Genomic DNA, 26,341 nt, shown 5'->3' with positions numbered 1-26,341 from the left:
TTCGCGCGCTCTCGTCAGCTACACGCTCGGCGTCCACCGCATCTCGACCCGCGTTCGTGACGACCGCGAAGCGCCCCTCGATCGGGTGAGACGGGCGAACCATACACTGAGTTACAATTCTGATAAAGCGAAATATTTTTGCCGCGGGGGCTTGCCCCGTCGGGCAACTCAGTGGCAGGGGCCGCGCTTCCATCCACCTGTCATTCCGGGCTCTCGCTTCGCTCGCCCCGGAATGACGAGTTGAGAGATCGGTGCGAAGCTGGTTACCAACAATCCGAGGAGTTGATGCAAGCTCCTAAGCACTTGAACAGGCAAGCCGGTCTAGAAGGCGTTGCATTGATCCAGGAACGCCCATGACCACGCTTCGTATCCACGACGGCTGCAACGGCGCTCTGGCGCTCGATCTTCGCGATCTGATTGATTTGCTTGCTCCACGCTCGCTCGAAGCCACCTGGATGGTTTCGTCGGTCGTGCTGCACGATCCGGTGCTTGACCATTCCTTTGATGAATTCACGATCGCAGGGCGGGGCGCGCCGGGAGAGGATTTGCTCGAGAAGTTCGCAGCCAGTGGTTCGCCTGTCAGTGGTGCACTGCTTTCAAAAGCCGCACACGAAACAACTCAGGTGATTTGGGGGCAGTTTGTTGGCACCCTTCCGGGGAAGAGCGACACATGGATCGCGATCCGTGCGATCGACAGCACGTTCTTTGAGGTTACGTCCTCTGATGAAGCGGTCCTCAATGCAATTCGCTCGGTTTACAAAGACGTACAGATGGCTTCCGGCCCGGTCACGTCAATTCCGATTGCGCCAGCCTGATGGGGGGGCCGGCTCATCTGTTCGCTGGCGCTGCAGGCCTATTCCGACCGCCACGCGCCGAGCAAGAACCGCCGCTTCGGTGTCGAGCCTGCCTGCTTCTGCACGTCGGGCAAGTCGACGGCGTAACGCTTCATCAGCAGCTTGATTGCGATCCCGATGATCACAAAGGGCGTCACGTAGATTGCGAAAACTTCGAAGGCGTTCATGTCGTCCTCCGCGGTTTCGGAGCAAGCATGCTAGCACAATCGCCGGGCGGAGGGGGACGGCCGATCCGGGGTGCGCGCCGGACGAAATCGGGCGGGCAGTGCAACACGCTGCCGCTGGTGCCGCCGCGCATGGCCGCATGCGGCGGCTTCGATTGACAGCGGCGGGCTCGGCGCTACGCTCGCGGAACAGGACGTTTTCTCAAGAGAATCAACGGCCGAAGCAAGACCCAGAAGAACCAAGAAAAGGGCAGGACACGCCGTGACACGCGTCATAGCGTCTTGAGCGGGATCACGCGGACTTCCGCGCTCGCGCCATTTCGCATCCGCAGCTATCGCTTCCAATGGCCGTCCGATCTGCTCACCTCGTGGGCGTTCGAGGTCGAGACGCTGGTGCTCGGCTGGTACATCATGGTCGAGACCGGCTCGGTGCTGCTGCTGACCGTGATGGCCTCGTTGCAATATGTCGGAACGCTGGTCGCGCCGGTCGTCGGCATGATCGGCGACCGCATGGGGCATCGCGATCTGCTCGCCGTGATGCGCTTCGCCTATACCGCGCTCGCCGGGACCATCATGATTCTGGCGCTGACCGGCCATCTGCCGCCGCTGAATGTCATGATCATCGTCGCGCTGATGGGCGTGATCCGCCCGTCGGACCTCGGCGTGCGCGGCGCGCTGCTCGCCGACATCATGCCGCCGGCGCAGCTGGTCGGCGCCATCAGCCTGGCGCGCACGACGCAGGACTCGGCACGCATCGCCGGCGCATTGACCGGCGCCGGATTGTTCGCGGCGCTCGGCATCGGCTATGTCTATGTCGGGATCGCGAGCTTCTATTTCGTTGCGGCGATCCTGATGCTCTGCATGGGCCGTCCGGCCCAAGTGCACGGCGCGGCCGATCAATCGGCAAGCGACTTGCCCGGTTCGGCGCTGCTGCGCGACCTCAAGGAGGGCATCGTCTACGCGTGGAGCGGTCCCGGCATGCGCGCGGCGCTCTGTGTCGCGTTCCTCGCCAACCTCACCGCGTTTCCGCTCACCAACGGTCTATTGCCCTATGTCGCGCGCGACATCTTCCATACCGACCAGACCGGGCTCGGCTATCTCTCCGCGAGCTTCGCGTTCGGCTCGCTGATCGGTTCGATCACGCTCAGCATGGCCGGCGGCGTGCGCATCGCGCGGCTTTTGATCGGCGCAACGCTCGCCTGGTATGCGATGCTCCTGGTGTTCGTCGAGCTCAGGACCATGCCGGTGGCGATGGCCTGCCTGCTGCTGGCCGGGATCGCGCAGAGCATGTCGATGATATCGGCCGCCGTGATGCTGATGCGCAATGCCAGCGCGCATCTGCGCGGCCGCGTGATGGGCGTGCGCATGATGGTGATCTACGGCCTGCCGCTCGGCCTGCTCGCGGCCGGCAGCCTGATCGACCTGATCGGTTACACCGCCACCGGCACGCTGCTCGCCGCCGCCGGATTCATCGCGATGCTGGCGATCGCGCTGCGCTGGCGCGCCGATCTGTGGCCGGTGCACGCGCCGGCCAATGCGAGGTGAGTGAGTAGGCGTAGCCCCGATTTCGCTAGGTAGCCCGGATGAGCGAAGCGATATCCGGGGCGAATGGTCCCGCATGTCGCTGCGCTCATGCGGGCTACAAGCGACATCGTTAGGAAGACTTGCGGGCGGCCTCAAGTTGGCTGCACAGCTCGGAGGCGATTTCGGATTCATCCTGCTCGCGTATCGGGCCGAGCTTAGTCGCGAGCTCCCTTGCGTCTTGGACAGTAGCGCCGGCGAGGGTGAAGACATGAAGATAAGTGTCTTGCCAAGCCGGTCCATTGATAAGCACGGACCAGCGCCACTGATCATCGTGGCAAATTCCGAAGATGCGCCGTCCGTTGACCGGGTGCGTGACGCATAGTGGTCCTTCCCACCATGTTTCCTCTTGCACAGCACAGTCCCTCTGTTGGCATCAGGTTATCATGCCACATCCTGTGCAGCGCAGACATGCCGAACGTCAGCTGCCAGGTCACAAGCCCTTCAGCAGCGGTAGAAGCCGCTGCCGCGCCAAATTACGCCGCCTGATCAGCGCGGCGGATGTGCACCGGGACCGACTTGTACGACGGCGTGCCGCTCTCCTTGTCCTGATAGTCGAGCGGCACGAGGCCGTTGGCTTCCGGATAATAGGCGGCGACCGAGCCGCGGGCGATGTCGTAGACGATCGCGGTCAGGGTGAGGCGGCGCGGCGCGCCCGAGGGCAGCGCGGTCTCGATCTCGACGAGATCGCCATGGGCGAGGCCACGCGCGGTGAGGTCCGCCTCGTTGGCGAACAGCACGTCGCGCCGCCCGAACACGCCGCGATAACGGTCGTTCAATCCGTAGATCGTGGTGTTGTACTGGTCGTGGCTGCGGATGGTGGCGAGCTTGAGGATGGTCTCGTCCGACAGGACCGGATCCTCTTCGAGGCCGTCGAAGATCAGGAATTCGGCCTTGCCTGATGGCGTGGTCCATTTGCGCTCGGTCGGCGGCAGCGGCAGGCGGAAGCCGCCGGGGATCCGGATCCGCGCGTTGTAATCCTTGAAATCCGGGAAGACGCCCTCGATGGCGTCGCGGATGCGGTCGTAGTCGGCGATCAGCTCTAGCCACGGCACCTTGCTCGCCGGCAGGGTCGCCATCGCCATGCCGGCAATGATCGCCGATTCCGAAAGCAGATTCTCGGAGGCCGGAGTCAGCTTGCCGCGCGAGGCGTGCACCATCGACATCGAATCCTCGACGGTGACGACCTGCGGACCCGAGGCCTGGATGTCGCGCTCGGTGCGTCCCAGCACCGGCAGGATGATCGACTGCTTGCCGACCAAGAGATGCGAGCGGTTGAGCTTGGTGGCGAGATGCACGGCAAGCTCGAGCTTGCGCATGCCGGCCGCGCAACGCTCTGGATCGGGCAGGGCGATGGCAAAATTGCCGCCGAGGCAGATCAGCACCTTGGACCGGCCGTCGTCGATCGCTTCCATCGCGGCGACCGCGTCATGGCCGTGATGGCGCGGCGGCTTGAAGCCGAAGGTACGCTCGATGCCCTCGAACATCGGGATGCTGGGCTTCTCGCTGATGCCGACGGTGCGGTTGCCCTGCACGTTGGAGTGGCCGCGCAGCGGGCAGATGCCGGCGCCCGGCTTGCCGTAATTGCCCTTCAGCAGCAGCAGGTTTGCGATCTGCTGGACATTGTCGGTGCCGCGGCTGTGCTGGGTGATGCCCATGCCGTAGGTGACGATGGTGGCATTGGATTTCGCATAGGCGGCGGCGACCTCGCCGAGCTGTGCGCGGCTGAAGCCGGAAACCGTCTCGATCGCCTGCCATGGCGTGGCGCGCAGATCGGCGGCGAATGTCGCAAAGCCATTGGTGTGCTCGGTGATGAAGGCGTGGTCGAGCACGTCGTGGCTCGCGTCATCCTTCTCGATCAGCGCCTTCATGACGCCTTTCAGCACCGCGGCGTCGGCGCCGACCTTCGGTTGATAATAGGTCGAGGCGATCCGCGTCGAGCCAAGGGTCGCCATCTCGATCGGGTCTTGCGGATCGGCAAATCGCTCCAGCGCGCGTTCGCGCAGCGGATTGAACACGATGATCGGGACGCCGCGGCGCGAGACCTCCCACAACGTGCCCATCATGCGCGGATGGTTGGTGCCGGGGTTATGGCCCATCGCGATGATCAGCTCGCAATGGTCGAAATCGTCCAGCGACACCGTGCCCTTGCCGATGCCGATCGATTGCGGCAGCCCGACACTGGTCGCCTCGTGACACATGTTCGAGCAGTCGGGGAAATTGTTGCTGCCGTATTCGCGCGCGAAGATCTGGAACAGGAACGCGGCCTCGTTGGAGGCGCGGCCGGAGGTGTAGAACTCGGCCATGTTGGGATCGGGCAGGCTGCGCAGGGTCTCGCCGATCCGCGTGAAGGCGTTATCCCAGCTGATCGGCTGGTAGGTGTCGCTTACGGCGTCATAGGCGAGGGGCTCGGTCAGCCGGCCCTCGTTTTCCAGATGGAAGTCGCTCCAGGTCAGCAGCTCGGTGACCGTATGGTCGGCGAAGAATTGAGGCGCGACGCGCTTGCTGGTCGCCTCCCAGGTCACGGCTTTGGCGCCATTCTCGCAGAACTGGAAGGTGGAGGTGTGCTCCTTGTCCGGCCAGGCGCAGCCCGGACAATCGAATCCGTCGGGCTTGTTGGTGCGGAGCAGCGTGATCGGCGCTTCGACCAGATCCATCTGGTCGCGCACCGCGATCGCGGTGGCCTTGAGGGCGCCCCAGCCGCCAGCCGGAGCATCATAGGGTCGGATACCGGGAACGTCGCGCTTTTGGACCATATGTCCTCCTGCAGCTCTTGAGTTCTGACCTCGTGCGTCTGTCCCGAATTGATTGTCTTGTTGGCCGCGCGCGCGGCGATCCGCGAGAGAGCGTGTTCCGATCGACGTTCTCGATCCGAAACACCAAGCTCGCGATGGAGGTTAGACTAATCCGCTGAGGCTCGTGGTCAACAGTCTGTCAGGTTGGTCTCGTAGCCCGGATGAGCGATGCGCAATCCGGGGCAATTCCACCCGCGGATGATGTGCCCCGGATTTCGCTGCGCTCCATCCGGGCTACAAGGTGTCACTATTACCGCTTGCGATCCAAAAATCCCTGCAGCAGGCGCTGCGGCTCGCCGGTCTGGAACGACTTGCCGAACACGCCGACGCTCAGGTTCACCGACTCGGTCAGCGGCAGCTCTTCCCATTGCCGCAGCAAATCCTTCTGGATGCGCAGCGCTTCGGGGCCGCATTCCAGCAGCGCCTTGACGGTGTGCTCGACGGCCTCATCGAGGCCGCCGGGTTTTGCCACGGTGTCGACCAGGCCCCAGGCGAGCGCGGTGGAGGCGTCGATGTTCTCCGCTGTTATCATCAGCCAGCGGGCGCGGCCCCAGCCGATCAGGCGCGGCAGCAGTGCTGCGTGAATCACCGAGGGGATGCCGACACGGACCTCGGGCATGCCGAACATCGCGTCATGCGCGGCAACGCGGACGTCGCAGGCGGCCGCGACCTCAAGGCCGCCGCCGAGGCACCAGCCGGGCAGGCGGGCGATGACAGGCGCGGGGAATTTGCGCACGGCCTCGCAGAGATTGCGCAGGCGGCTGATGAACGCTTCTGCCGATTGCTGGTCGAGCGTCGCCATCTCCTTGATGTCGGCGCCGCCGATCATGCTGCGCTCGCTTTCGCCGGCCAGGATCACGGCGCGGATGGTCGGATCGGCGGCGAGGTGCTCAAAGCCTTCGCGCACGCCGTTGGTCACGGCGGAGCTGACGATGTTCAGCTTGCCGGCGTTGCAGATCGTGAGGCGGACGACGCCTCTGCTGTCGCGGTCGATGCCGCAGTGGGGATTGAGCATGTCCATGGAAAAAGTCCCGGCGCAGGAATTGATCGATACGTCATTCCGGGATGGTGCGTAAGCACCAGACCCGGAATCTCGAGATTCCGGGTTCGATGCTTCGCATCGCCCCGTAATGACTCGGGCCATGTCCCGGACAAAGCCCGTCCCTGTCAAGACACTGGCCGTGTGGTTGCGCTGCATGGCGCGAATCTATAGAATTATACTTATCATACAAACGGAGCCGTCATGACCGCCGCCGAGACACCAGACCTGCATTCGCCCGAACTGACGCGCACGCGCGTGGTGGAATGGCAGGCGCCCGGGCCGGTCGCCAGCGCGGCGATGCCGATGTCCGGCATCGAGGCGATGCGTGCGATTCGAGACGGCCACCTGCCGCCGCCGCCGATGGCAAAACTGATCGGCTTCCGCATGGCGGTTGTCGACGAAGGGCGGATCGTGATGGAACTCGAGCCGCATGAGAGCCTTGAGAACACCATCGGCCTCTTGCACGGTGCGACCGCCGCCGCGCTGCTCGATACCGCGATGGGCTGCGCGATTTCGACCATGGCCGGGCAGACCTCGGTGACATTGGATCTCAAGCTGACCTATCTGCGCCCGCTCTCGGCGCGTTCCGGAACCATCTCGGCCGAAGGCAAGGTGATCAAGCTCGGCCGCCAGACCAGCTACACCGAGGGCTTCGTCCGCGACGGTAAGGGCAATCTTGCGGTGCACGCGACCGCGACGTTTTCCATGCTGGGCGGGGAACCAAAAGCGAAATAACTGCAGCATTCCCAGCGCAAATCTGTTATTGTATGATTAGAAACATTCCATGAGAGCGGCATGCGCTATTCGAAAGAACATAAGCAGGAGACCCACGCGCGGATCGTGAAGAAGGCTGCGACGCGGCTGCGCGAGAGGGGCGCCCATGGCATCGGCGTCGCCGACCTGATGAAGGACGCCGGCCTGACCCATGGTGGATTCTACGCGCATTTCGACTCGCGCGAGGCGCTGGTGATCGAGGCCTTCAACTACGCCATGGACCGCGCCAACGAGCGCTGGCGCAAGGTCACGGCAGAGGTGCCGCCGGAGAAGCGGCTTGCGACGATCGTCGACGGCTACCTGTCGGCGGTGCATCGCGACGATCCCGGCCAGGGCTGCGCGGTCCCGGCGCTCGGCGCCGAGATCGCCCGCGAAAGCCTGAAGACCCGCAAGGCCTTTGCGCTCAAGCTCGACCAGATGATCGATATGATCACCGACCAGATCCAGGACGTGCCGCGCAAGACCGCGCGCAAGCAGGCGATGGCCACGCTCGCGACCATGCTGGGCACCATCGTGATGTCGCGGATCGCAGGCAGCGGCGAAATGTCCGACGAGATCCTGAGCGCGGGCCGCGAGGCGGTGCTCGGCCGGGCGACGGTGACGAAGAAGCCGCGTGCCAGAGCGAATTAAGGGAGTTGCTGCGACGAGGCGCCGGATCTCCCCGGTTTAGTTTTCGTCGGCAACGAAGGCATGTGGCACCCTTTGGAAGGCCTCAGCCCTGCGAGGCTTCCGGAGTGATGGCCCTTCGCATGCTCCCTCCCACCTTGATGGCCGAGGCGGTAATCAATAACGACCACCATCGCGCTTTTGTTGTGTGAGCCATTCCGACAGCGTCCTCGTTTTTGATCGTGGATCGCCCGACGACCCTCGTCTGATACTCGTTCCGGAGCGAGCCGACCGAAGCTTGGCTGATTCAGTTTCCACGATCGCGTCTGCGGAAGCCGACGATCTCTCGGCAGCTTCTCTCTCGAGGCGCAGCTTCTTCAATCGCGCCATTTTGTCCCGCTCTGCCTCTGTCTCAGCTCCGTCGGACAACAGCGGCTTGTGGTGAGCAGTCTCTGCTGAACCCCAGACTCCGATGATGGTTGTCTCGCCAAGCGCCTTGCAGGCCTCGAGCCGATGTAAACCCTCAAGCAAAACGAGGCGGCCCTCATCAGGCCGAACGAGAATGGGGACTTGTTGCCCAACTTCCAGAATACTCGCCGCGATTTCTTGAACGAGCTCAGGCCTGAGGGTTTTCCGTTTCTTAACGGGCACGTAAATCTGATCGATTGGAAGACTTTCCGTGTCGGGCACAGTGTTACTCCCTACTCAGGATCCGTCCAAAATGCGGTTTAAGGATGAAGTGCCACACTGCCAAGGCATTTCTCAAAAGGCATTTCTCAAACTGAGCTCGAGGGCCAGCGCTAGTCAGGTCGCCCCGCCAAACAGCGCGCGCTGGGCTTCCACCGTCTCGTAGATGTAGTCCGCCACGGCGCGGATGCGGGCGAGGTCCTTGCTGTCGGCGTGCATCAGGAGCCAGAAGGTGCGCGAGATCCGCACCTCGTCGCGCAACACGGGCTGCAATTCGGGGTGGGCTGATGCCATGAAGTGCGGCAGCACGGCGATGCCGAAGCCGGCGATGGTGGCGTTGAGCTGCGCGATCAGGTTGGCGCTGCGGAATTTCGCGGAGATCTTCGGCGAGACCTGCGGCAGATAGTCCAGTTCCGGCGTGAACAGCAGCTCCTCGATGTAGCCGACGAAGCGGTGCTGGGGCAGGTCGGCACGCGCGGCGATCTTTGGCGCCTGCGCGAGATAGCCTGGTGCGGCATAAAGCCCGAGCGTGTAGTCGAGCAGCTTGCGGCCGACGATGCGGCCCTCCTTCGGCATGGTCAGGCTGATCGCGATGTCGGCCTCGCGCTTGGAGAGCGAGAACAGCCGCGCGGTGGCGACGAGCTGCAGATCCAGATCGGGATACCGCTCGGTGAACTTGACCAGCCGCGAGGCCAAAAAGTGACTGCCGAAGCCGTCGGGCGCGCCGATCCGCACCGTGCCGGTGAGATGCGCGCGCGAGCCGCCGACCGCCTCCTGGTTGGCAACGATGGTCGATTCCATCGCCTCGGCGCTGTCGGCGACGCGCTGGCCGGCCTCGGTCAGCAGGTAGCCGGTCTTGCGGCGATCAAACAGTTTAGCGGAGAGGTGGCCTTCCAGCCGGTCGACACGCCGGATCACCGTGGCATGATCGACGCCGAGCTGCTTGGCGGCAGCCGACACCGACCCGCCGCGCACGATGGCAAGCACGAAACGGAAGTCATCCCAGTCGATCGTGTCGCCGCCTTGATCCTGCATTTCCGCACATCTAAGGTGCAATTTATCGGACTTGAATCCTATAAAATGCAGGGTCATTAGGGTTTGTAAAGCGATCTCGCCGCGAGGAGCGGCGATTCAGGTCTTCAAGGGAGGATATTCATGCGCTCGATCGGACATTTCATCGGTGGCAAGGAGGTCAAGGGCACCTCGGGCCGCACGGCCGACGTCTTCGAGCCGATGACCGGCGACGTCCAGGGCAAGGTGGCGCTGGCCTCCAAGGCCGAAGTTCGCGCCGCGGTGGAGAACGCCCGCGCCGCACAGGGCGAATGGGCCGCCACCAACCCGCAGCGCCGCGCGCGCGTGATGATGAAATTCGTCGAGCTGGTGCAGCGCGACTACGACAAGCTCGCCGAAAGGCTGGCGCGCGAGCACGGCAAGACGGTTCCCGATGCCAAGGGCGACATTCAGCGCGGCCTCGAGGTCGCCGAGTTCGCCTGCGGCATCCCGCATCTGATGAAGGGCGAATACACCGAAGGCGCCGGCCCCGGCATCGACATCTATTCGATGCGGCAGCCGCTCGGCGTTGTTGCCGGCATCACGCCGTTCAACTTCCCGGCGATGATCCCGATGTGGAAGTTCGCGCCGGCGATCGCCTGCGGCAACGCCTTCATCCTCAAGCCGTCGGAGCGCGATCCGGGCGTGCCGATGATGCTTGCCGAACTGATGATCGAAGCGGGCCTGCCGGCCGGCATTCTCAACGTCGTCAACGGCGACAAGGAGGCGGTCGACGCCATCCTCGACGATCCCGATATCAAGGCGATCGGCTTCGTCGGCTCGACCCCGATCGCGCAGTACATCTACGAGCGCGCCGCGCAGACCGGCAAGCGCTGCCAGTGCTTCGGCGGCGCCAAGAACCACGCCATCATCATGCCGGACGCCGACATGGACCAGGCGGTCGACGCGCTGATCGGCGCCGGCTACGGCTCGGCCGGCGAGCGCTGCATGGCGGTGTCAGTCGCGGTGCCCGTCGGCAAGACCACCGCCGACCGGCTGATGGAAAAGCTGATCCCGCGCGTCGAGTCGCTCAAGATCGGCACCTCGGTCGATCCGTCGGCCGACTACGGTCCGCTGGTGACCCGCGAGGCGGTCGAGAAGGTGAAGAGCTACATCGACATCGGCGTCAAGGAAGGCGCGACGCTCGCCGTCGACGGCCGCGGCTTCAAGATGCAGGGTTACGAGAACGGCTTCTATCTCGGCGGTTCGCTGTTCGACAACGTCACCAAGGACATGCGGATCTACAAGGAAGAGATTTTTGGCCCGGTGCTCTCGGTGGTGCGCGCCAAGGACTACCACGAGGCGCTGGCGCTGCCGTCCGACCACGACTACGGCAACGGCGTTGCGATCTTCACCCGCGACGGCGACACGGCGCGCGATTTTGCCGCCAAGGTCAATGTCGGCATGGTCGGCGTCAACGTGCCGATCCCGGTGCCGATCGCCTACTACACGTTCGGCGGCTGGAAGAAGTCCGGCTTCGGCGATCTCAACCAGCACGGCCCGGACTCGGTCCGCTTCTACACCAAGACCAAGACGGTGACCTCGCGTTGGCCGTCCGGCGTCAAGGACGGCGCGGAGTTCTCGATCCCGACGATGAAGTAGGTCGCTTTAGAGCGAGGCAATGATGCAGTTCGCTCTCAACGAGGACCAGATCGCGGTTCGCGACATGGCGCGGGCGTTTGCGGCGGAGAAGATCGCGCCGCACGCGCTCGAATGGGACGAGAAGAAGCATTTTCCGGTCGACGTGATGCGCGAGGCCGCAAGCCTCGGCATCGGCGGCATCTATATCAAGGACGATGTCGGCGGCTCGGCGATGACGCGCTTCGACGCCGCGCTGATCTTCGAGGCCTTGGCGACGGGCTGTCCGACCACGTCGGCCTTCATCTCGATCCACAACATGGCGTCCTGGATGATCGATGCCTATGGCAACGACACCCAGCGCCACAGATGGCTGCCGAAGCTCTGCACCATGGAACTGCTCGCCAGCTACTGCCTGACCGAGCCGGGCGCCGGCTCCGACGCCGCTGCGCTGCGTACCCGCGCGGTGCGCGACGGCGACCATTACGTGCTCAACGGCCAGAAGCAGTTCATCTCGGGTGCCGGCAGCACCGATCTTCTGGTGACGATGGTGCGTACCGGCGGCGATGGCCCCGGTGGCGTCTCGACGATCGTCGTCGACGGCAAGACGCCGGGCGTGTCGTTCGGCGCCAATGAGCGCAAGATGGGCTGGAATGCGCAACCGACCCGCGCGGTGGTGTTCGAGAACGCACGCGTGCCGGTCGAAAATCGGCTCGGCGAGGAGGGCATCGGCTTCAAGATCGCGATGGCCGGCCTCGACGGCGGCCGTCTCAACATCGCGGCATGCTCGCTCGGCGGCGCGCAGACGGCGCTCGACAAGGCGCTCGCCTACATGAAGGACCGCAGGGCCTTTGGAAAGCGGCTCGACGAGTTCCAGGCGCTGCAATTCAAGATCGCCGACATGGCGACCGAACTGGAAGCCGCACGGACCTTCCTGTGGCGCGCGGCCGCCGCGCTCGACCGCAAGGATGCTGACGCGTCCATGCTGTGCGCGATGGCGAAACGGTTCGGCACCGATGTCGGCTTCGAGGTCGCCAACCAGGCGCTGCAGCTGCATGGTGGCTACGGCTACCTCAGCGAATACGGCGTCGAGAAGATCGTGCGCGATTTGCGCGTGCACCAGATCCTCGAAGGCACCAATGAAATCATGCGGCTGATCGTGTCGCGCAAATTGATCGAGGGCGCGCGATGAATGATGTGGCCGCTGCCGAAGGCGACCTGATTGCACGCAAGGAAGGGGCGGCTGGCATCATCCGGCTGAACCGGCCGAAGGCGATCAATGCCGTGACGCTGGAGATGTTCCACGACATCGACAGGGCGCTCGACGCGTTCGAAGCCGATCCCGATGTCGCCGTCATCGTACTGGAAGGCGCCGGCGAGCGCGGCTTGTGCGCCGGCGGCGATATCCGCGCGCTCTGGGAAAGCTCGAAGGTCAAGGGCGACCTCGGCAAGATCCTATGGCGCGACGAGTACATCCTCAACGCGCGGATCAAGCTATTCCCAAAGCCCTATGTCGCCTTCATGGACGGCATCGTGATGGGCGGCGGCGTCGGCTTGTCGGCGCACAGCCGACACCGCGTGGTGACGGAGCGAACCAAGCTTGCGATGCCCGAAGTCGGGCTCGGCTTCTTCCCCGACGTCGGCGGCACCTATCTGCTGTCGCGTTCGCCGGGCGAGATCGGCACCTATTTTGGTCTCACCGGCACCACGATGAACGGACCCGACGCGATCTACGCGAAATTCGCCGACGCGGTGGTGCCGAGCGCCAAGCTTCCGGCGCTGCGCGAGGCGCTGACCAAGGTTGCGCCGGGCACAACGTCCACCGAAATCGACCGGCTGATTGCAGGCTTCGCTACCGGCGAGAAATCCGGCCCGGTCGCCGCGCTACTGGCCAGGATCGACGGCTGGTTCGCGCGCGGACGGATGGAAGATATCGTCGATGCGCTGCAAGCCGATGGCTCCGAGCTGGCGCAGGCCACGCTGAAGACGCTCGGCGAGAAGTCACCACGCGGCATGGTGGTGACACTGAAACTGTTGCGATTGGCGCGCGCCACCGAGACGCTCGAAGAATGCCTGGTGCGCGAATATCGCGCGGCTCTCGAAGTGTTCGCCAGCGACGATTTCCGCGAGGGCGTGCGCGCCGCCGTGATCGACAAGGACCGCAATCCGAAATGGTCGCCGCCCAATATCGAGGACGTGACGGCGGAGATGTTGGCGCCTTACTTCGCCGAGATCGGCGCCAACGAATTGAAATTTCCTGACAGCAAATAGAAACGTCGCAAGCGGAGGACTTCCCATGGCAAACGTCGCATTCATCGGGCTCGGCAATATGGGCGGGCCGATGGCGGCCAATCTGGTCAAGGCCGGCCACAAGGTGACCGCCTTCGATCTGGTCGCGGCCTCGCGCGATCAGGCGAGGCACGACGGCGCCGCGATCGCCGAGAGCGGCGTCGGCGCAGTGAAGGGCGCCGATGTCGTCATCACCATGCTGCCGGCCGGCAAGCATGTGCTCGGCGTCTGGAACGAGGTGCTGCCCGCGATGGCCAAGGGCACGCTGATCATCGATTGCTCGACCATCGACGTCGAGAGCGCCAAGCAGGCGCATGCGCTTGCCGCCAAACACGGCATCGCCTCGGTCGACGCACCGGTTTCCGGCGGCACCGGCGGTGCCAAGGGCGCGACGCTGACCTTCATGTGCGGCGGCGAGGCAAAGGCGTTCGCGGCGGCACAGCCGATGCTGGCCAACATGGGCAAGAAGATCGTGCATTGCGGTGGCGGCGGTGCAGGGCAGGCGGCCAAGATCTGCAACAACATGATATTAGGCATTTCGATGATCGCGGTCGGCGAGGCCTTCGTGCTCGCCGAAAAGCTCGGCCTGTCGCACCAGGCGCTGTTCGACGTCGCCTCAACCTCGTCGGGGCAGTGCTGGTCGCTGACGACCTACTGCCCGGTTCCCGGCCCGGTGCCGACTTCGCCGGCCAACAATGACTACAAGCCGGGTTTCGCTTCCAACCTGATGGTGAAGGACCTGACGCTGGCGCAGGACGCCGCCAATGCCGCCGGCGCGGTGACGCCGCTCGGCAAGCATGCGCAGGAGCTCTATAAGACCTTCGACGCGTCGGGCCATGGCGGGGTCGACTTTTCCGGAATTATCCAGCACGTTCGGAGCCTCGCTGGAAAGTAGCGGGCCTTCCACTGGTAGCCCGGATGGAGCGCAGCGAAATCCGGGACAGCTTCATCAGTTGGCGCGACCGGCCCCGGATTACGCTTCGCTCCATCCGGGCTACGAATGCAACGCTGGTCGCCTAGCGTGAAATTCGACGGGTTCGGACGATGACCACATTTCAGGACGCACGCGCCTTTCTGCTCAGGCACCGCACCGACTACGACGCTGCGGTGAAGGGATTTCGCTGGCCGGATCCCGTGCCGTTCAACTGGGCGCTCGACTGGTTCGACGCTGAACTCGCGCGCAATGCCGACAGCCGCGACCGGCCGGCGCTGTGGATCGTCGATGCCGCCAGCGGCAACGAGACCAAGCTGTCGTTCGCCGAGCTGTCGCGCCGCTCCAACCAAGTCGCGAACTTCCTGCGCGCGCAGGGGCTGAAGCGCGGCGATCATCTGTTGCTGCTGCTCGGCAATGTGGTGCCGCTGTGGGAGACCATGCTGGCGGCGATGAAGCTCGGCGTGGTCGTGATCCCCGCGACCACGCTGTTGACGGCGGACGAATTGCGCGACCGGCTGGATCGCGGCAAGGCGAAGGCGGTCGTTGCCACGCAGGATCAGGTCGCGAAATTCGCAGGCCTCGGCAGCGAAAAGCTGGTGCGCATCGTCGTCGGCGCGACGCAGGCCCACGAGGGCTGGCTATCGTTCGAAGATGCAGCCAAGGCGTCGGATGCCTTCACACCCGACGGCCCGACCAAGGCCGACGATCCGATGCTGCTGTATTTCACCTCGGGCACCACGGCAAAACCGAAACTGGTGCGGCACAGCCAGCGCAGCTATCCGGTCGGCCATCTCTCAACCATGTACTGGATCGGCCTGCAGCCCGGCGATATCCATCTCAACATTTCCTCGCCCGGCTGGGCCAAGCATGCCTGGAGCTGCTTCTTCGCGCCATGGAATGCCGGTGCAACGATCTTTATCGCCAACCAGCCACGCTTCGAGGCGAAGGGCCTGCTCTCGATCATCGGCCGCTGCAGCGTCACTACGCTGTGCGCGCCGCCGACGGTGTGGCGGATGTTCATCCAGGAGCAGCTCGCAAGCTTCAAGGTCTCGCTGCGCGAAGTCTGCGGCGCCGGCGAGCCGCTCAATCCTGAAATCATCGACCAGGTCAAATCGGCCTGGGGCCTCACCATCCGCGACGGCTACGGCCAGACCGAGACCACCGCGCTGGCCGGCAATTCGCCGGGGCAGAAGGTGAAGGTCGGCTCGATGGGCCGGCCGCTGCCCGGCTATCGCGTGCAGGTCACCGACAATGACGGCCATGCCGCGAAGGAGGGCGAGGTGACGCTCTTGCTCGGCACTGAGCGGCCGGCGGGCCTGATGCAGGGCTATCAGGGCGACGACGGCAAGCTGATCGGCACCGACGGCGAGATCTATCGCAGTGGCGACGTCGTGTTCACCGATGACGAGGGCTATCTGACCTTCGTCGGCCGCACCGACGACGTGTTCAAATCCTCCGACTACCGCATCTCGCCGTTCGAACTGGAGAGCGTGCTGCTGGAGCATGACGCAGTGGCGGAGGCCGCAGTGGTGCCGAGCCCGGACCCGATCCGGCTGGCGGTCCCCAAAGCCTATATATTGCTGGTATCAGGCGTCGAGCGCACCCCGGAGACGGCACTGTCGATCTTCAAACATTTGCACACGCGGCTCGCACCGTTTAAACGCATCCGCAAGATCGAGCTGGTCACCGAACTGCCAAAGACGATTTCTGGAAAGATCCGTCGGGTGCAGTTGCGCCGGCTCGAGCATGACGATGTCAGAAGCGATGCGTTGCGCGGAGCCGAGTTCCGCGAGGAAGAATTTCCGGAGCTGCAGAAGGTGCGGACCTCCGGTTAGCAGAGGTTAGCCAATGAACGAAGTCTGGAAAAAGCCGCCGGTGTCGCTGGAAACCTACCAGGGCATGGTCGGCAAGGAGATCGGCGTGTCGTCATGGCACCTGCTGGATCAGGGCCGCATCGACACCTATGCCGACGTGATCGAGGATCACCAGTTCATCCACGTCGATCCCGAGCGCGCCAAGAACGAGACTGCCTTCGGCACCACGATCGCCCATGGCTTTCTGACGATGTCGCTGCTGTCGATCATGTCCTACGAGGTGATGCCGGTGCTCGAGGGCACCGCGATGGGGGTCAATTACGGCTGCGACAAGCTGCGCTTCATCTCGCCGGTGCGTTCCGGCAAGCGCGTCCGTGGCCGCTTCGTGCTAGCGGAAGCCACGCTGCGCAAGCCGAAGGAACTGCTGTCGCGCACCAACGTCACGGTCGAGATCGAGGGCGAGGAGAAGCCGGCGCTGGTCGCCGACTGGCTCGGCCTGATTTACTTCAGCTAAGGGATGCTTGAGTAGCTCCACCTTTCGCGCCAGCGGGAGAGGTGGAGCGAGCCCGCCTAATCTAAGTAGTCCATTGACGGCTTTGATCCCCGGTGTCCATCATACGCCCTTCAGGCGGTGCGGTCCCGGGAGTGGCAGCCATGGTGCAGAACATCGTCGCCGGACTTGTCGTGGTCGGTTTGATTTTGATTGGCTCGCTGAGCTACGCCCAGGAGCATCACGAGTGCTGGAGCGGGCATCTGCTCAAAAGCCTGAAACCCTGCGGATCGATGACCCCTTCCGTCTAGCGCGCCCTGGTGGCCGCTTGGGTCTTGGCCGGGCTTGACCCGGCCATCCATCGCTGCTCAAAAGTCTCCAACCTTTTCATGCCGCTCGGGCATGCATCCTCTCCCCATGTGGGAGAGGGTGGCGAAATCGAGCGGAGCGAGATGGAGCCGGGTGAGAGGTCTCTCTCCGCGTGCTCAGAACCCCTCATCCGGCGCGCTGGCGCGCGCCACCTTCTCCCACAAGGGGTGAAGGGAAGTCAGAGCAGGAACGACAAGCATGGCAATCAGGTTTGACGGACGCGTCGCTATCGTCACCGGCGCGGGCAATGGTCTTGGGCGGGCGCATGCGCTGGGGCTCGCCAGCCGCGGCGCCAAGGTCGTGGTCAACGATTTCGGCGGCGCGCGCGACGGCACCGGTGGTTCGCTGTCGCCGGCCGAGACCGTGGTCGAGGAGATCCGCAAGGCCGGCGGCACCGCGATGGCCGACGGCGCCGACGTCTCGAACTTCGAGCAGGTCAGCGCGATGGTCGAGCGCGCCACCAAGGAGTGGGGCAGCGTCGACCTCTTGTGCGCGAATGCCGGCATCCTGCGCGACAAGTCGTTTGCCAAGATGGAGGTCGCCGACTGGGCCAAGGTGCTCGACGTGCATCTCACCGGCACCTTCTACTGCTGTAAGGCGGTGTGGGCCGGCATGCGCGAACGCAATTACGGCCGCATCGTGCTGACGACCTCGTCGTCCGGCCTGTTCGGCAATTTCGGCCAGGCCAATTACGGCGCAGCGAAGGCCGGCATGGTCGGCCTGATGAACGTGCTCGCCGAAGAGGGCCGCAAGAACAACATCAAGGTCAATACCATCTCGCCGACGGCGGCGACCCGCATGACCGAGGAGCTGCTGCCGCCGCAGGCGCTTCAACTGATGAAGCCGGAAGCGATCACGCCGGCGGTCGAATTCCTGCTCTCGGAGGACGCGCCGACCCGCACCATCATGGGCGCCGGTGCCGGCTCGTTCGCGGTGATCCGCGTGCTGGAGACCGAAGGCGTCAACCTGCCGCAATCCGAATGGACGCCCGACGGCGTTGCCGCGCACTTCAAGGACATCAGCGACATGTCGACCGCGAAGGCGCTGCAGGGCGCGTTCGAGCAGACGCAAAAGTATGTCGCCCAGGCCGCCGCGCGGGCCGGGATCAAGCTCTGAGCATGAGCGTCGCCGTCATCGGAGCCGGTCCCGCCGGCCTGATGGCGGCTGAAACTCTTGCGGCGGGCGGGGCGCACGTCACCGTCTATGACGCGATGCCGTCGGCCGGCCGCAAGTTCCTGATGGCCGGGCGCGGCGGGCTCAATCTCACCCACAGCGAGCCACTCGCCGATTTCCTCAAGCGCTATCGCGAGGCGATGCCGCGCCTGAAGGCTGCGGTCGAGGCGTTTCCGCCCGACAGCTTGCGCGCCTGGAGCGAGGCGCTGGGGCAGCCGACCTTCGTCGGCACCAGCGGCCGCGTGTTTCCAAAAGCGTTCAAGGCATCGCCGCTGCTGCGTGCCTGGCTGCGGCGGCTCGATGCCGCGGGCGTTGCGTTTGCATTCCGGCATCGCTGGATTGGTTGGGACGCGCACGGCGGATTGCTGTTCGAGACGCCGGACGGCCCACGCGCGGTCAACGCTGACGCAGCCGTGCTCGCGCTTGGCGGCGCGAGCTGGCCGCGGCTCGGATCGGATGGCGCGTGGTCGGAGATCCTCGGGGCGAAGGGTATTGCCGTGGCGCCGATGAAACCGGCCAATTCCGGCTTCACGGTCGCGTGGTCAAATATGTTTCGTGACCGGTTTGAGGGGCAGCCGCTCAAGGGCGTCGCCCTCACGATCGGGCCGCGCACCGTGCGCGGCGAGGCGATCGTCACCCGCACCGGCATCGAAGGCGGCGCGATCTACGCGCTGTCGGCGGAATTGCGCGAGGCGGTGCTCGCCAAGGGAACGGCGATGTTCAGCGTGGCGCTGCGGCCCGATACTGCACATGACGAACTGATTGCACGCCTGTCGGCGCCGAAGGGCAAGCAGTCCTTCTCCAACTTCCTGCGCAAGGCGGCGCAGCTCTCGCCGGTCGGCATCGGGCTGTTGCAGGAGGCGGCCGCCGTCTCCGGCCGATCGCTGCCCGCGCTGCCGCCGGCTGAACTGGCCGGGCTGACCAATGCGGTGCCGATCGAGATATCGGGCGTGGCGCCGATCGCGCGCGCGATCTCGAGCGCCGGCGGGATCAGGTTCGACGAGCTCGACGCGCATTTCATGTTGCGTCGGCTGCCCGGTGTTTTCGCCGCCGGCGAGATGCTCGACTGGGAGGCGCCGACCGGCGGCTATCTGTTGCAAGCGTCGTTTGCGACAGGCGCCGCTGCGGGGAAGGGCGCGTTGAGGTGGCTCAATCTGTAGGATAGGTAGAGCGAAGCGAAACCCATCGACTTCCTTCCGCGCGGAGACATGATGGATTTCGCTGCGCTCTACCCATGCTACGAGACCGCCCATCCTACGCGGTGCCACTCATTCCGATCCCGTCTTCGTCGCGAGGTCGGTAACGAACCCGAGCACACCGAACGTGGCGGCGACCGCGCAGACCGCTGACCAGCCGCCAAAGCTCCACGCCGCGGACGCGGCCGCCGCGCCGACCGCGCCGCCGATGAAGAACAGCGCCACGAACAGGCCGTTGATCCGGCCGCGCGCCTCGGGCTGCAACAGATTGACGGCGCGGCGGCCGAGCGTCTGGTCGGTGGTGATGCCGAAATCGAGCAGCACGGCGCCGACGCCAAGCAGCGACAGGGCGGCAATCCGCGACTCGGTCATGCCGGCCCAGGCGCACAGCGCGAGCGCACCGACGATGAGGAGGTGCGAGACGATCAGCAACGGCCGCGCGAAACCTCGGTCGCCCCAGCGCCCGGCGATCGGCGTCGCTGCCGCCCCGGCCAGGCCGATCAGCGCGAACAGCGCGATCCCCTTGGCGTCGAGGTTGAACGGCGCATCCGGCAGCCGCAGCGCGACGGCGGCCCAGAACGCGGTGAACGATGCCATCACCAGCGCCGCGGTCCAGGACCGAACGCGCAGCACCGGCTCCTCGCGCAGCAATCTCGGGAACGAACGCAGCAGCCCGCCGTAGCTTACTTTCGTCGCGGGCTGCAGCGTCGGCAGATAGCGCGCCAGCGCGCAACCGAGCACGGTCATCAGGGCGGCCGAGGTGAGGTAGTAGCCGCGCCAGTTCCAGCTGTCCGCGATCAGGCTCGCCATCGGCCGCGACAGCAGGATGCCGATCATCAGGCCGCTCATGACATCGCCGATCGCTTGTCCGCGGCGCTCCGGCGGCACCATCGAGGCGACCAGCGGCACCACCATCTGGATCGCGGCGCAGGAGGCGCCGAGGATGAAGGTGGCGACCAACAAAATCAGCGGCGTCGGTGCCATCGCGGTGCCGACCGCGGCCACGATGGCGCAGGCCAGCGTGCGCAGGATCAGCCGCTTGTTCTCGACGAGGTCGACCAGCGGCACCAGCAGCAACAGCCCGAGCGCGTAGCCGAGCAGGGTCAGGGTCGAGATCAGGCCGGCCTGCAGCGCGCTCATGTCGAGCGATCGGCTCATCAGGCCAACCAGGATCTGCGGTGCAAACAGATTGGTGACGACGGTGCCGGTCGTGATGGCGCCGATCCAGATCAGGGGACGCACGGAGACGGTGCGCGCCGGGGAGAGCTTGGTGGCTTCGGAAATCGTCATGGGACCTCGCGATGGAGTGGCGAGACCCCTTTAGGGGATCGGCTTAATATGCTACAATTCAAATAAGTTTATGAAGAATATGCGAGTTTGTTATGAACACCCATGACCTTGTGGCGTTCGTCGCCGTGGTGGAGACCGGATCGATCGTTGCGGCCTCAGTGCGGCTGAACCTGACCCAGCCCGGCGTGACGCGGCGAATCCAGAATCTCGAGGAGATGCTGGGTGCGCAGCTGCTCGACCGGCTGTCGAAGCCGCTGAAGCCGACGGCGGCGGGGATCGAGGCCTATGAGCAGGGCCGCCGCGTGCTGCGCATGCTCGACGACCTCAAGTCAGGCGTCGCCAATGACGGCGTGGTGCGCGGCGAGTTCAGGCTCGGCCTGACGCCGTTCCTGTCGGAGGCGGGGCTGACCGGTCCGCTCGATGCTGTGCGCGGCGAATTCCCTTCGCTTGCGGTGCGCGTCGTCTCGGGCTGGTCGCCCAACCACATGGAGCGGGTCAGCCGCAACGAGCTCGATGCCGCGGCGATCTGCCTGCCCGACGGCACCGCGCCGCCCGACGATCTCGCGGCCTCCGATCTCGGCGCACAGCCGGTGGTGTTCGTCGTCGCGCGCGAGATGAAGACGCCGAAATTCGTCGACCTCGAATGGCTGTCGCGGACCGGGTGGGTGATCAACCAGGACGGCTGTGGCTTCCGCCAGACGCTGAAGCGCCATTTCGACGCGGCGCATCTGCCGTTCACCATCGCGGTCGAGGCGCTCGACAGCGAATTACGGCTCTCGCTGGTGGCGCGCGGGCTCGGCATCGGCCTCGTCACGCCGGTGGCGCTGAAACGAAGCCCGCTCCGCAGCCGGCTCAAGACGGTGAAGATCGCGGATTTCAGTCCGGCGGTGCGCGCCTGGATCGTGCATCGTCCGCCCGCCGGCCACCTGGCGCGGCCGATCGAGGTGTTTCGCGATGCGCTCGACCGCGAGCTGCAGGCGCTGATCCGGGGGTAGATCCGTAGGATGGGTAGAGCGAAGCGAAACCCATCGACTTCGATCCACGCGGAAGCATGATGGGTTTCGCTGCGTTCTACCCATCCTACAGATCACGGCTAGCGCAGCTTGCCCCTTGCCGTCACCGGCAATGCGCCGATGATCTCGTCGCCGCGCACCATCACGACTTCGTCCATCATGTTGACGACGACGCAGACGTGATTGGGCACGATCCGCACGACGTCGCCGACATTCGGCCGGGTGTTGCTGCGGGCGAGATCGAGGAAGCCGTGCTCCTCGGCAAAGCGTGCGATCTTGGCCTCGGGATGTTCGAGGATCAGGCCGTGGCCTTCGAGGCCGCCGGTGTCCGAGGTCAGCGTCTTGGAGCCGGCGTCGAGAATGCCGCGCTCGGGGCCGGCGCGGCTGACCACGGTGGAATAGATATGCAGCGCGCAATCGTCCCAGGTGGCGACGCCGGCCGCAACCTGCATGCGGTCGTTGTAGATGTAGGTGCCGAAGCGATGCTCGGTGCCGCCCTTCAACTTGCCCAAATTGACGAGGTTCGGCGTGCCGCCGGTCGAGACGATTGTCGCATCGAGGCCGTGGGCGCGCACGCCGGCCAATGCCTCGTCATAGAATTTCTGCGCATCCGCCCAGCCGGTCTCGGTCGGGTACAGCATGAATCCCGCGAAGCTCAGGCCCTTCGAGGCTGCGATCTCGCGCGCCAGCGCGATCGCCTCGGCCGGGGTCTCGACGCCGGCGCGCTTGCGCCCGGTGTCGCATTCGACCACGACCGAGAGCGGGCGGCCGGAGGCGGCTGCCGCCTTCGGCAGGTCGCCAATCACGACCGAATTGTCGGCGGCGACGGTGACGTTGGCCTTGCCTTGCAATGCGCCGAGTCGCGCCATCTTCTCGTCGCCGAGCAGGTTGTAGCTGATCAGGATGTCGTCGATGCCGGCATCGGCCATGATCTCGGCTTCGCCGAGCTTCTGGCAGGTGATGCCTTTGGCGCCGGCCTTGATCTGCAGCTGCGCCAGCATCGGATTCTTGTGGGTCTTGATGTGCGGCCGGTTGGCGACACCGGCCTCGTCGCAGGCTTTCTGGATGCGCGCGATGTTGCGCTCGACCCGGTCCATGTCGATCACGGCGCACGGCGTGCCGTATTCCTTGGCGATCTTGGCGGCGAGGGGCGTGGTCATGATGTCTCTTCTCCGGCCTCGTAGGATGGGTAGAGCGAAGCGAAACCCATCGAATTCCTTCGTTGCGTCATGATGGGTTTCGCTGCGCTCTACCCGTCCTGCGCATCAAGCCTGCTCGATCTCTTCGCGCAGCACCTCTAACTCGAGCCAGCGGTCTTCGGCGGCCGAGAGGTCCTCCTGCGCCTTAGCGATCGCCGCTGAAGCTGTGTCGAATTTCTTGCGATCCTTGCTGTAGAGGTCGGGATCGTCGAGCACCTTTTGCTGTTTTGCGATCTCGGCGTGCAGTCTGTCGATCGTCTTCGGCAATGTTTCCAGTGCGTGCTTCTCGTTGAAGCTGAGCCGGCGCCTCGGTGCCGCTTCGGGTGCCGCGGCCCTGGCTTCCTTCTTCTCCTCGATCGCGGCGTCCGCCTTCACCGTCTCGCGCTTCACGTCGGCGCCGCGCTGCGCCAGCATGTCGGAATAGCCGCCGGCGTATTCGATCCAGCGGCCCTGGCCTTCGGGCACGATCACCGAGGTCACCACGCGATCGAGGAAGTCGCGGTCGTGGCTGATCAGGATCACCGTGCCCTCGTAATCGCCGAGCATGTCCTCGAGCACGTCGAGGGTTTCGAGATCGAGGTCGTTGGTCGGCTCGTCCAGGATCAGCAGGTTCGACGGCTTGGCGAGCGCGCGCGCCAGCATCAGCCGGCCGCGCTCGCCGCCGGAGAGCGCCTCCAGCGGCGTGCCGCGCTGCTCCTGTGCGAACAGGAAATCCTTCATGTAGCCGATGACGTGCTTCGACTTGTCGCCGACCATGACGTGATCGCCGCGGCCGCCGGTCAAAGCCTCGGCCAAGGTCAGCTTCGGATCGAGGCTCTCGCGATGCTGGTCGAGCGTTGCCATCTCGATATTGGCCCCGAGCCGCACCGAACCGGAGTCGGGCGGATCGTTGCCGATCAGCAGATGCACGAGCGTGGTCTTGCCGGCGCCGTTCGGGCCGACGATGCCGACGCGGTCGCCGCGCTGGATCCGGGTCGAGAAGGTATCGACGATCGTGCGCTCGCCATAAGCCTTGGTGATAGTCTTCGCTTCGATCACGAGGCGGCCGGATTTCTCGGCCTCGGCGGCGGCGAGCGTGGCATTGCCGGTGGCGCCGCGATAGTCGCGGCGCTGGTCGCGCAGCGCAAACAGATTGCCGAGCCGCTTGACGTTGCGCTTGCGGCGCCCGGAGACGCCGTAGCGCAGCCAGTGCTCCTCGTTGACGATCTTGCGGTCGAGCTTGTGCTGCTCGCGCTCTTCCTCAGCGAGCACCTCGTCGCGCCACGCCTCGAACGCGCCGAAGCCGCGCTCGATCTGCCGGATCTGGCCGCGGTCGAGCCAGGCGGTGGTGCGCGACAGATTCGTCAGGAAGCGGCGGTCGTGGCTGATCAGGACCAGCGCGCAGCGGCGGCTTTCCAGTTCGCCTTCGAGCCATTCGATGGTCGGCAAATCGAGATGGTTGGTCGGCTCGTCCAGCAGCAGGATATCGGGCGAGGGCGCCAGCACCCGTGCCAGCGCCGCGCGGCGCGCCTCGCCTCCGGAGACGTGCGCGGGATCTTCCTCGCCGGTGAGGCCGAGCTGTTCGAGCAGATAGCGCGCCTGGTAGTGATCGTCGCCGGGGCCAAGGCCCGCCTCAACATAGGCCAGCGTCGTCTTGTGGTCGCCGAAATCCGGCTCCTGCGGCAGATAGCGGATGGTGGCGCCGGGCTGCACGAAACGGCTGCCGGAGTCAGGCTCGACAATGCCGGCCGCGATCCGCAGCAGCGTCGATTTGCCGGAGCCGTTGCGGCCGATCAGGCAGACGCGCTCGCCCGCGGAGACAGACAGCTCGACGCCGGAGAGCAGCGGCGTGCCGCCGAAGGTCAGGCTGATGTCCTTGAGCTGGATGAGCGGTGGGGCCATCGCGCTAATTCCCGTTTGCCGGCGCCTGCTCGGCGCGGCGGCGCTGGATGCGGCGGATGGTCTGGTCGAGCGTCGACAGGAAAGTCGAGCGGTCGCGCGGCGAGTATGATTTCGGCCCGCCGGTGATTTCGCCCGATGAGCGCAGATCGGTCAGCAGATTGCGCACCGCGAGCGTCATGCCGATCGACTGTTCGGTGAACGGCTTGCCGTTCGGCGCGATCACATCGGCGCCGGCCTTGACGCAGCGGCTCGCCAGCGGAATGTCCGCGGTGATCACGACGTCGCCCTCGTGCGCGCGTTCCGCGATCCAGTCGTCGGCGGCATCCATGCCGGAACCGGCAGCGATGCGCTCGATCAGGGGATCCTGCGGCACGCGGATGAAGTTGCCCGCGACCACGCTGACGGGCACGCCGAGCCGGATCGCGACGCGATAGGTTTCGTCCTTCACCGGGCAGGCGTCGGCGTCGACATAGATGCGGGTTTGGGCAGGGGTTTCAGTCATCGATTCATTGGTTGGCGGGCGCGGCCTGCGTGTACTCCATGGTGCGGAAAATTGCGAGCAAAACGAGAGGCTTGCCATGCCTCTTTGTTCGACTACCATTGTCACCAGAAAAACAACGGAAATAAGGGAAAACCCCATGAACTCGCAGACCAGATCGCAGGCCTACCGCGTCTCGGCCTACAACACCTCGAAACTGTCCGAGAACAAGATCCACGACGACACGGTGGCGCGGAAGTTCGGCTTTTCCGGCGGACTCGTTCCCGGCGTCGATGTGATGGCCTACATGATGCACCTGCCGGTCGAAAAGTGGGGCCGCGATTTCCTGGAACGTGGCCTGATCGAGGCCCGCTTCGTGAAGCCGGTCTATGACGGCGAGATCGCGGAATTGATCGGCCGGGAGACCGGCAATGGGCTCACGATCGAGCTCACCAGCCGCGGCGAGCTCTGTGCGACCGGCACCGCGTCGCTGCCGGCTTCAGCGCCGAAATTTGTGCTCGACGATTACAAGCAGGTTGCGGCCGTCGCCGAGCGCAAGCCGGTCAGCGCGTCGTCCTATGAAGAGGGCAAGTGGCTCGGCACCATCCCGCGCGACTGGTCCGGCGATGCCGCCAAGGAATATCTCGCCGATATCCGCGAGACCGACCCGATCTACTTGCGCGAAGGTCTCGGCCATCCCGGCCTGCTGCCGCGGGTGATGAACAAGGTCCTGGTCGACAATGCGATCCTCGGGCCTTGGATCCACGTGGGCACCCGCATGCAGCTGTTGTCGGCAGGCAGGATCGGCGACGAGCTGACCGCGCGCGCCAAGGTGACCGGCAATTACGACAAGAAGGGCCACCGCTTCGTCGAGCTCGACGCGCTGGTGCTCGGCAACGGCGTGCCGCTCGCGCATTGCCACCACATCGCGATCACCCAGCCGCGCGAGCAGGCTGCGGCGTAGGGAAGAGGCTCGCCGTCTCCGCACCAGCAGGTGTCATACCTCGCGCATGTGGGGTATCCAGCACGCCGCGGCCTCTCGATAAATAACTGCAGTCTCTGGACTACTGGATCACCCGCATGC

At 65.0% G+C, this 26,341-nt stretch carries 24 protein-coding genes; 15 read left to right on the top strand and 9 right to left on the bottom strand.

Annotation, left to right across the window (positions count from 1 at the left end; genetic code table 11):
• Window positions 1-353: 353 nt before the first annotated feature.
• Complete coding sequence (locus H8B02_RS26360) at window positions 354-815, top strand: hypothetical protein (RefSeq protein ID WP_229168936.1); 462 nt, start codon at window positions 354-356, stop codon at window positions 813-815.
• Window positions 816-853: 38 nt separating this feature from the next.
• Here H8B02_RS26360 and H8B02_RS26355 read toward each other — a convergent pair whose 3' ends face one another.
• Window positions 854-1,021: a hypothetical protein gene (locus H8B02_RS26355; protein WP_229168935.1), complete on the bottom strand. Its 168-nt coding sequence runs from the start codon at window positions 1,019-1,021 to the stop codon at window positions 854-856.
• A gap of 279 nt (window positions 1,022-1,300) precedes the next feature.
• Here H8B02_RS26355 and H8B02_RS26350 point away from each other — a divergent pair, with 279 nt between their 5' ends.
• The gene (locus tag H8B02_RS26350) at window positions 1,301-2,563 is read left to right on the top strand and encodes an MFS transporter (protein WP_229168934.1); all 1,263 of its coding nucleotides are present in this window, start codon (window positions 1,301-1,303) and stop codon (window positions 2,561-2,563) included.
• 512 nt (window positions 2,564-3,075) lie between these two features.
• Here H8B02_RS26350 and H8B02_RS26345 read toward each other — a convergent pair.
• Entirely contained in the window at window positions 3,076-5,355 is a 2,280-nt protein-coding gene (locus H8B02_RS26345) for an FdhF/YdeP family oxidoreductase (RefSeq protein WP_229168933.1), read from the bottom strand.
• Window positions 5,356-5,644: 289 nt separating this feature from the next.
• Window positions 5,645-6,415: an enoyl-CoA hydratase gene (locus H8B02_RS26340; RefSeq protein ID WP_229168932.1), complete on the bottom strand. Its 771-nt coding sequence runs from the start codon at window positions 6,413-6,415 to the stop codon at window positions 5,645-5,647.
• A 222-nt stretch (window positions 6,416-6,637) separates the two neighbouring features.
• On the opposite strand from H8B02_RS26340, the gene H8B02_RS26335 reads away from it, so the two are divergent.
• The gene (locus tag H8B02_RS26335; protein ID WP_229168931.1) at window positions 6,638-7,171 is read left to right on the top strand and encodes a PaaI family thioesterase; all 534 of its coding nucleotides are present in this window, start codon (window positions 6,638-6,640) and stop codon (window positions 7,169-7,171) included.
• 60 nt (window positions 7,172-7,231) lie between these two features.
• Window positions 7,232-7,840 (top strand): TetR/AcrR family transcriptional regulator, encoded by a 609-nt coding sequence (locus H8B02_RS26330; protein WP_229168930.1) that lies wholly within the window; start codon window positions 7,232-7,234, stop codon window positions 7,838-7,840.
• A gap of 153 nt (window positions 7,841-7,993) precedes the next feature.
• On the opposite strand, the gene H8B02_RS26325 is transcribed toward H8B02_RS26330, so the two are convergent.
• Window positions 7,994-8,506: a ParB N-terminal domain-containing protein gene (locus H8B02_RS26325; protein ID WP_229168929.1), complete on the bottom strand. Its 513-nt coding sequence runs from the start codon at window positions 8,504-8,506 to the stop codon at window positions 7,994-7,996.
• Between the two features lie 114 nt (window positions 8,507-8,620).
• Window positions 8,621-9,538 carry a LysR family transcriptional regulator gene (locus H8B02_RS26320; protein ID WP_229168928.1) on the bottom strand — a complete coding sequence of 306 codons (918 nt, stop codon included), beginning with the start codon at window positions 9,536-9,538 and terminating at the stop codon, window positions 8,621-8,623.
• A 120-nt stretch (window positions 9,539-9,658) separates the two neighbouring features.
• On the opposite strand from H8B02_RS26320, the gene H8B02_RS26315 reads away from it, so the two are divergent.
• The 9 genes from H8B02_RS26315 to H8B02_RS26275 all read left to right on the top strand — a co-directional run bounded on the left by H8B02_RS26315 (window position 9,659) and on the right by H8B02_RS26275 (window position 19,360).
• Window positions 9,659-11,155, top strand: coding sequence for a CoA-acylating methylmalonate-semialdehyde dehydrogenase (locus H8B02_RS26315; protein WP_229168927.1), 1,497 nt, complete (start codon window positions 9,659-9,661; stop codon window positions 11,153-11,155).
• 22 nt (window positions 11,156-11,177) lie between these two features.
• Entirely contained in the window at window positions 11,178-12,323 is a 1,146-nt protein-coding gene (locus tag H8B02_RS26310; RefSeq protein ID WP_229168937.1) for an isobutyryl-CoA dehydrogenase, read from the top strand.
• Window positions 12,320-13,402, top strand: coding sequence for an enoyl-CoA hydratase/isomerase family protein (locus H8B02_RS26305; RefSeq protein WP_229168926.1), 1,083 nt, complete (start codon window positions 12,320-12,322; stop codon window positions 13,400-13,402). The genes H8B02_RS26310 and H8B02_RS26305 overlap by 4 nt, the downstream gene beginning before the upstream one ends.
• A gap of 25 nt (window positions 13,403-13,427) precedes the next feature.
• Window positions 13,428-14,315, top strand: a complete 888-nt coding sequence (gene mmsB / locus H8B02_RS26300; RefSeq protein WP_092113148.1) for a 3-hydroxyisobutyrate dehydrogenase — start codon at window positions 13,428-13,430, stop codon at window positions 14,313-14,315.
• A 149-nt stretch (window positions 14,316-14,464) separates the two neighbouring features.
• Window positions 14,465-16,189, top strand: coding sequence for an AMP-binding protein (locus H8B02_RS26295; RefSeq protein ID WP_229168925.1), 1,725 nt, complete (start codon window positions 14,465-14,467; stop codon window positions 16,187-16,189).
• Between the two features lie 13 nt (window positions 16,190-16,202).
• Window positions 16,203-16,682 carry a MaoC family dehydratase gene (locus H8B02_RS26290; RefSeq protein ID WP_229168924.1) on the top strand — a complete coding sequence of 160 codons (480 nt, stop codon included), beginning with the start codon at window positions 16,203-16,205 and terminating at the stop codon, window positions 16,680-16,682.
• A gap of 140 nt (window positions 16,683-16,822) precedes the next feature.
• The gene (locus H8B02_RS26285) at window positions 16,823-16,969 is read left to right on the top strand and encodes a hypothetical protein (protein WP_223972942.1); all 147 of its coding nucleotides are present in this window, start codon (window positions 16,823-16,825) and stop codon (window positions 16,967-16,969) included.
• Between the two features lie 256 nt (window positions 16,970-17,225).
• Window positions 17,226-18,143 carry an SDR family NAD(P)-dependent oxidoreductase gene (locus tag H8B02_RS26280; protein WP_229168923.1) on the top strand — a complete coding sequence of 306 codons (918 nt, stop codon included), beginning with the start codon at window positions 17,226-17,228 and terminating at the stop codon, window positions 18,141-18,143.
• 2 nt (window positions 18,144-18,145) lie between these two features.
• A complete protein-coding gene (locus tag H8B02_RS26275) occupies window positions 18,146-19,360 on the top strand; it encodes a TIGR03862 family flavoprotein (RefSeq protein WP_229168922.1) in 1,215 nt (404 codons plus the stop codon).
• A gap of 108 nt (window positions 19,361-19,468) precedes the next feature.
• On the opposite strand, the gene H8B02_RS26270 is transcribed toward H8B02_RS26275, so the two are convergent.
• Entirely contained in the window at window positions 19,469-20,686 is a 1,218-nt protein-coding gene (locus H8B02_RS26270; RefSeq protein ID WP_229168921.1) for an MFS transporter, read from the bottom strand.
• 92 nt (window positions 20,687-20,778) lie between these two features.
• Here H8B02_RS26270 and H8B02_RS26265 point away from each other — a divergent pair, with 92 nt between their 5' ends.
• On the top strand, window positions 20,779-21,681 hold the full coding sequence (locus H8B02_RS26265; protein ID WP_229168920.1) for a LysR family transcriptional regulator: 903 nt from the start codon (window positions 20,779-20,781) through the stop codon (window positions 21,679-21,681).
• 98 nt (window positions 21,682-21,779) lie between these two features.
• Here H8B02_RS26265 and H8B02_RS26260 read toward each other — a convergent pair whose 3' ends face one another.
• The 3 genes from H8B02_RS26260 to H8B02_RS26250 form a co-directional block, all read right to left on the bottom strand.
• Window positions 21,780-22,859: a D-TA family PLP-dependent enzyme gene (locus H8B02_RS26260; protein ID WP_229168919.1), complete on the bottom strand. Its 1,080-nt coding sequence runs from the start codon at window positions 22,857-22,859 to the stop codon at window positions 21,780-21,782.
• A 105-nt stretch (window positions 22,860-22,964) separates the two neighbouring features.
• Window positions 22,965-24,779, bottom strand: a complete 1,815-nt coding sequence (locus H8B02_RS26255; RefSeq protein ID WP_229168918.1) for an ABC-F family ATP-binding cassette domain-containing protein — start codon at window positions 24,777-24,779, stop codon at window positions 22,965-22,967.
• A gap of 4 nt (window positions 24,780-24,783) precedes the next feature.
• Window positions 24,784-25,281: a YaiI/YqxD family protein gene (locus tag H8B02_RS26250; RefSeq protein WP_229168917.1), complete on the bottom strand. Its 498-nt coding sequence runs from the start codon at window positions 25,279-25,281 to the stop codon at window positions 24,784-24,786.
• Between the two features lie 136 nt (window positions 25,282-25,417).
• Between H8B02_RS26250 and H8B02_RS26245 the strand changes: the two genes are divergently transcribed.
• A complete protein-coding gene (locus H8B02_RS26245) occupies window positions 25,418-26,221 on the top strand; it encodes a hotdog family protein (protein ID WP_229168916.1) in 804 nt (267 codons plus the stop codon).
• Window positions 26,222-26,341: the final 120 nt, after the last annotated feature.

The sequence above is a fragment of the Bradyrhizobium altum genome (assembly GCF_020889705.1).
GTDB classification, from domain to species: Bacteria; Pseudomonadota; Alphaproteobacteria; order Rhizobiales; family Xanthobacteraceae; genus Bradyrhizobium; species Bradyrhizobium altum.
Note: the sequence above shows the minus strand (reverse complement) of the source record. Positions and strands in the feature narration are given on the sequence as shown.

Coding starts and splice junctions, on each gene's coding strand:
- H8B02_RS26275 (WP_229168922.1), top strand. CDS start 18,146: ATGAGCGTCGCCGTCATCGGAGCCGGTCCCGCCGGCCTGATGGCGGCT.
- H8B02_RS26285 (WP_223972942.1), top strand. CDS start 16,823: ATGGTGCAGAACATCGTCGCCGGACTTGTCGTGGTCGGTTTGATTTTG.
- H8B02_RS26335 (WP_229168931.1), top strand. CDS start 6,638: ATGACCGCCGCCGAGACACCAGACCTGCATTCGCCCGAACTGACGCGC.
- H8B02_RS26360 (WP_229168936.1), top strand. CDS start 354: ATGACCACGCTTCGTATCCACGACGGCTGCAACGGCGCTCTGGCGCTC.
- H8B02_RS26340 (WP_229168932.1), bottom strand. CDS start 6,415: ATGGACATGCTCAATCCCCACTGCGGCATCGACCGCGACAGCAGAGGC.
- H8B02_RS26315 (WP_229168927.1), top strand. CDS start 9,659: ATGCGCTCGATCGGACATTTCATCGGTGGCAAGGAGGTCAAGGGCACC.
- H8B02_RS26355 (WP_229168935.1), bottom strand. CDS start 1,021: ATGAACGCCTTCGAAGTTTTCGCAATCTACGTGACGCCCTTTGTGATC.
- H8B02_RS26295 (WP_229168925.1), top strand. CDS start 14,465: ATGACCACATTTCAGGACGCACGCGCCTTTCTGCTCAGGCACCGCACC.
- H8B02_RS26330 (WP_229168930.1), top strand. CDS start 7,232: ATGCGCTATTCGAAAGAACATAAGCAGGAGACCCACGCGCGGATCGTG.
- H8B02_RS26245 (WP_229168916.1), top strand. CDS start 25,418: ATGAACTCGCAGACCAGATCGCAGGCCTACCGCGTCTCGGCCTACAAC.
- H8B02_RS26320 (WP_229168928.1), bottom strand. CDS start 9,538: ATGCAGGATCAAGGCGGCGACACGATCGACTGGGATGACTTCCGTTTC.
- mmsB (WP_092113148.1), top strand. CDS start 13,428: ATGGCAAACGTCGCATTCATCGGGCTCGGCAATATGGGCGGGCCGATG.
- H8B02_RS26265 (WP_229168920.1), top strand. CDS start 20,779: ATGAACACCCATGACCTTGTGGCGTTCGTCGCCGTGGTGGAGACCGGA.
- H8B02_RS26305 (WP_229168926.1), top strand. CDS start 12,320: ATGAATGATGTGGCCGCTGCCGAAGGCGACCTGATTGCACGCAAGGAA.
- H8B02_RS26345 (WP_229168933.1), bottom strand. CDS start 5,355: ATGGTCCAAAAGCGCGACGTTCCCGGTATCCGACCCTATGATGCTCCG.
- H8B02_RS26310 (WP_229168937.1), top strand. CDS start 11,178: ATGCAGTTCGCTCTCAACGAGGACCAGATCGCGGTTCGCGACATGGCG.
- H8B02_RS26250 (WP_229168917.1), bottom strand. CDS start 25,281: ATGACTGAAACCCCTGCCCAAACCCGCATCTATGTCGACGCCGACGCC.
- H8B02_RS26280 (WP_229168923.1), top strand. CDS start 17,226: ATGGCAATCAGGTTTGACGGACGCGTCGCTATCGTCACCGGCGCGGGC.
- H8B02_RS26255 (WP_229168918.1), bottom strand. CDS start 24,779: ATGGCCCCACCGCTCATCCAGCTCAAGGACATCAGCCTGACCTTCGGC.
- H8B02_RS26270 (WP_229168921.1), bottom strand. CDS start 20,686: ATGACGATTTCCGAAGCCACCAAGCTCTCCCCGGCGCGCACCGTCTCC.
- H8B02_RS26290 (WP_229168924.1), top strand. CDS start 16,203: ATGAACGAAGTCTGGAAAAAGCCGCCGGTGTCGCTGGAAACCTACCAG.
- H8B02_RS26260 (WP_229168919.1), bottom strand. CDS start 22,859: ATGACCACGCCCCTCGCCGCCAAGATCGCCAAGGAATACGGCACGCCG.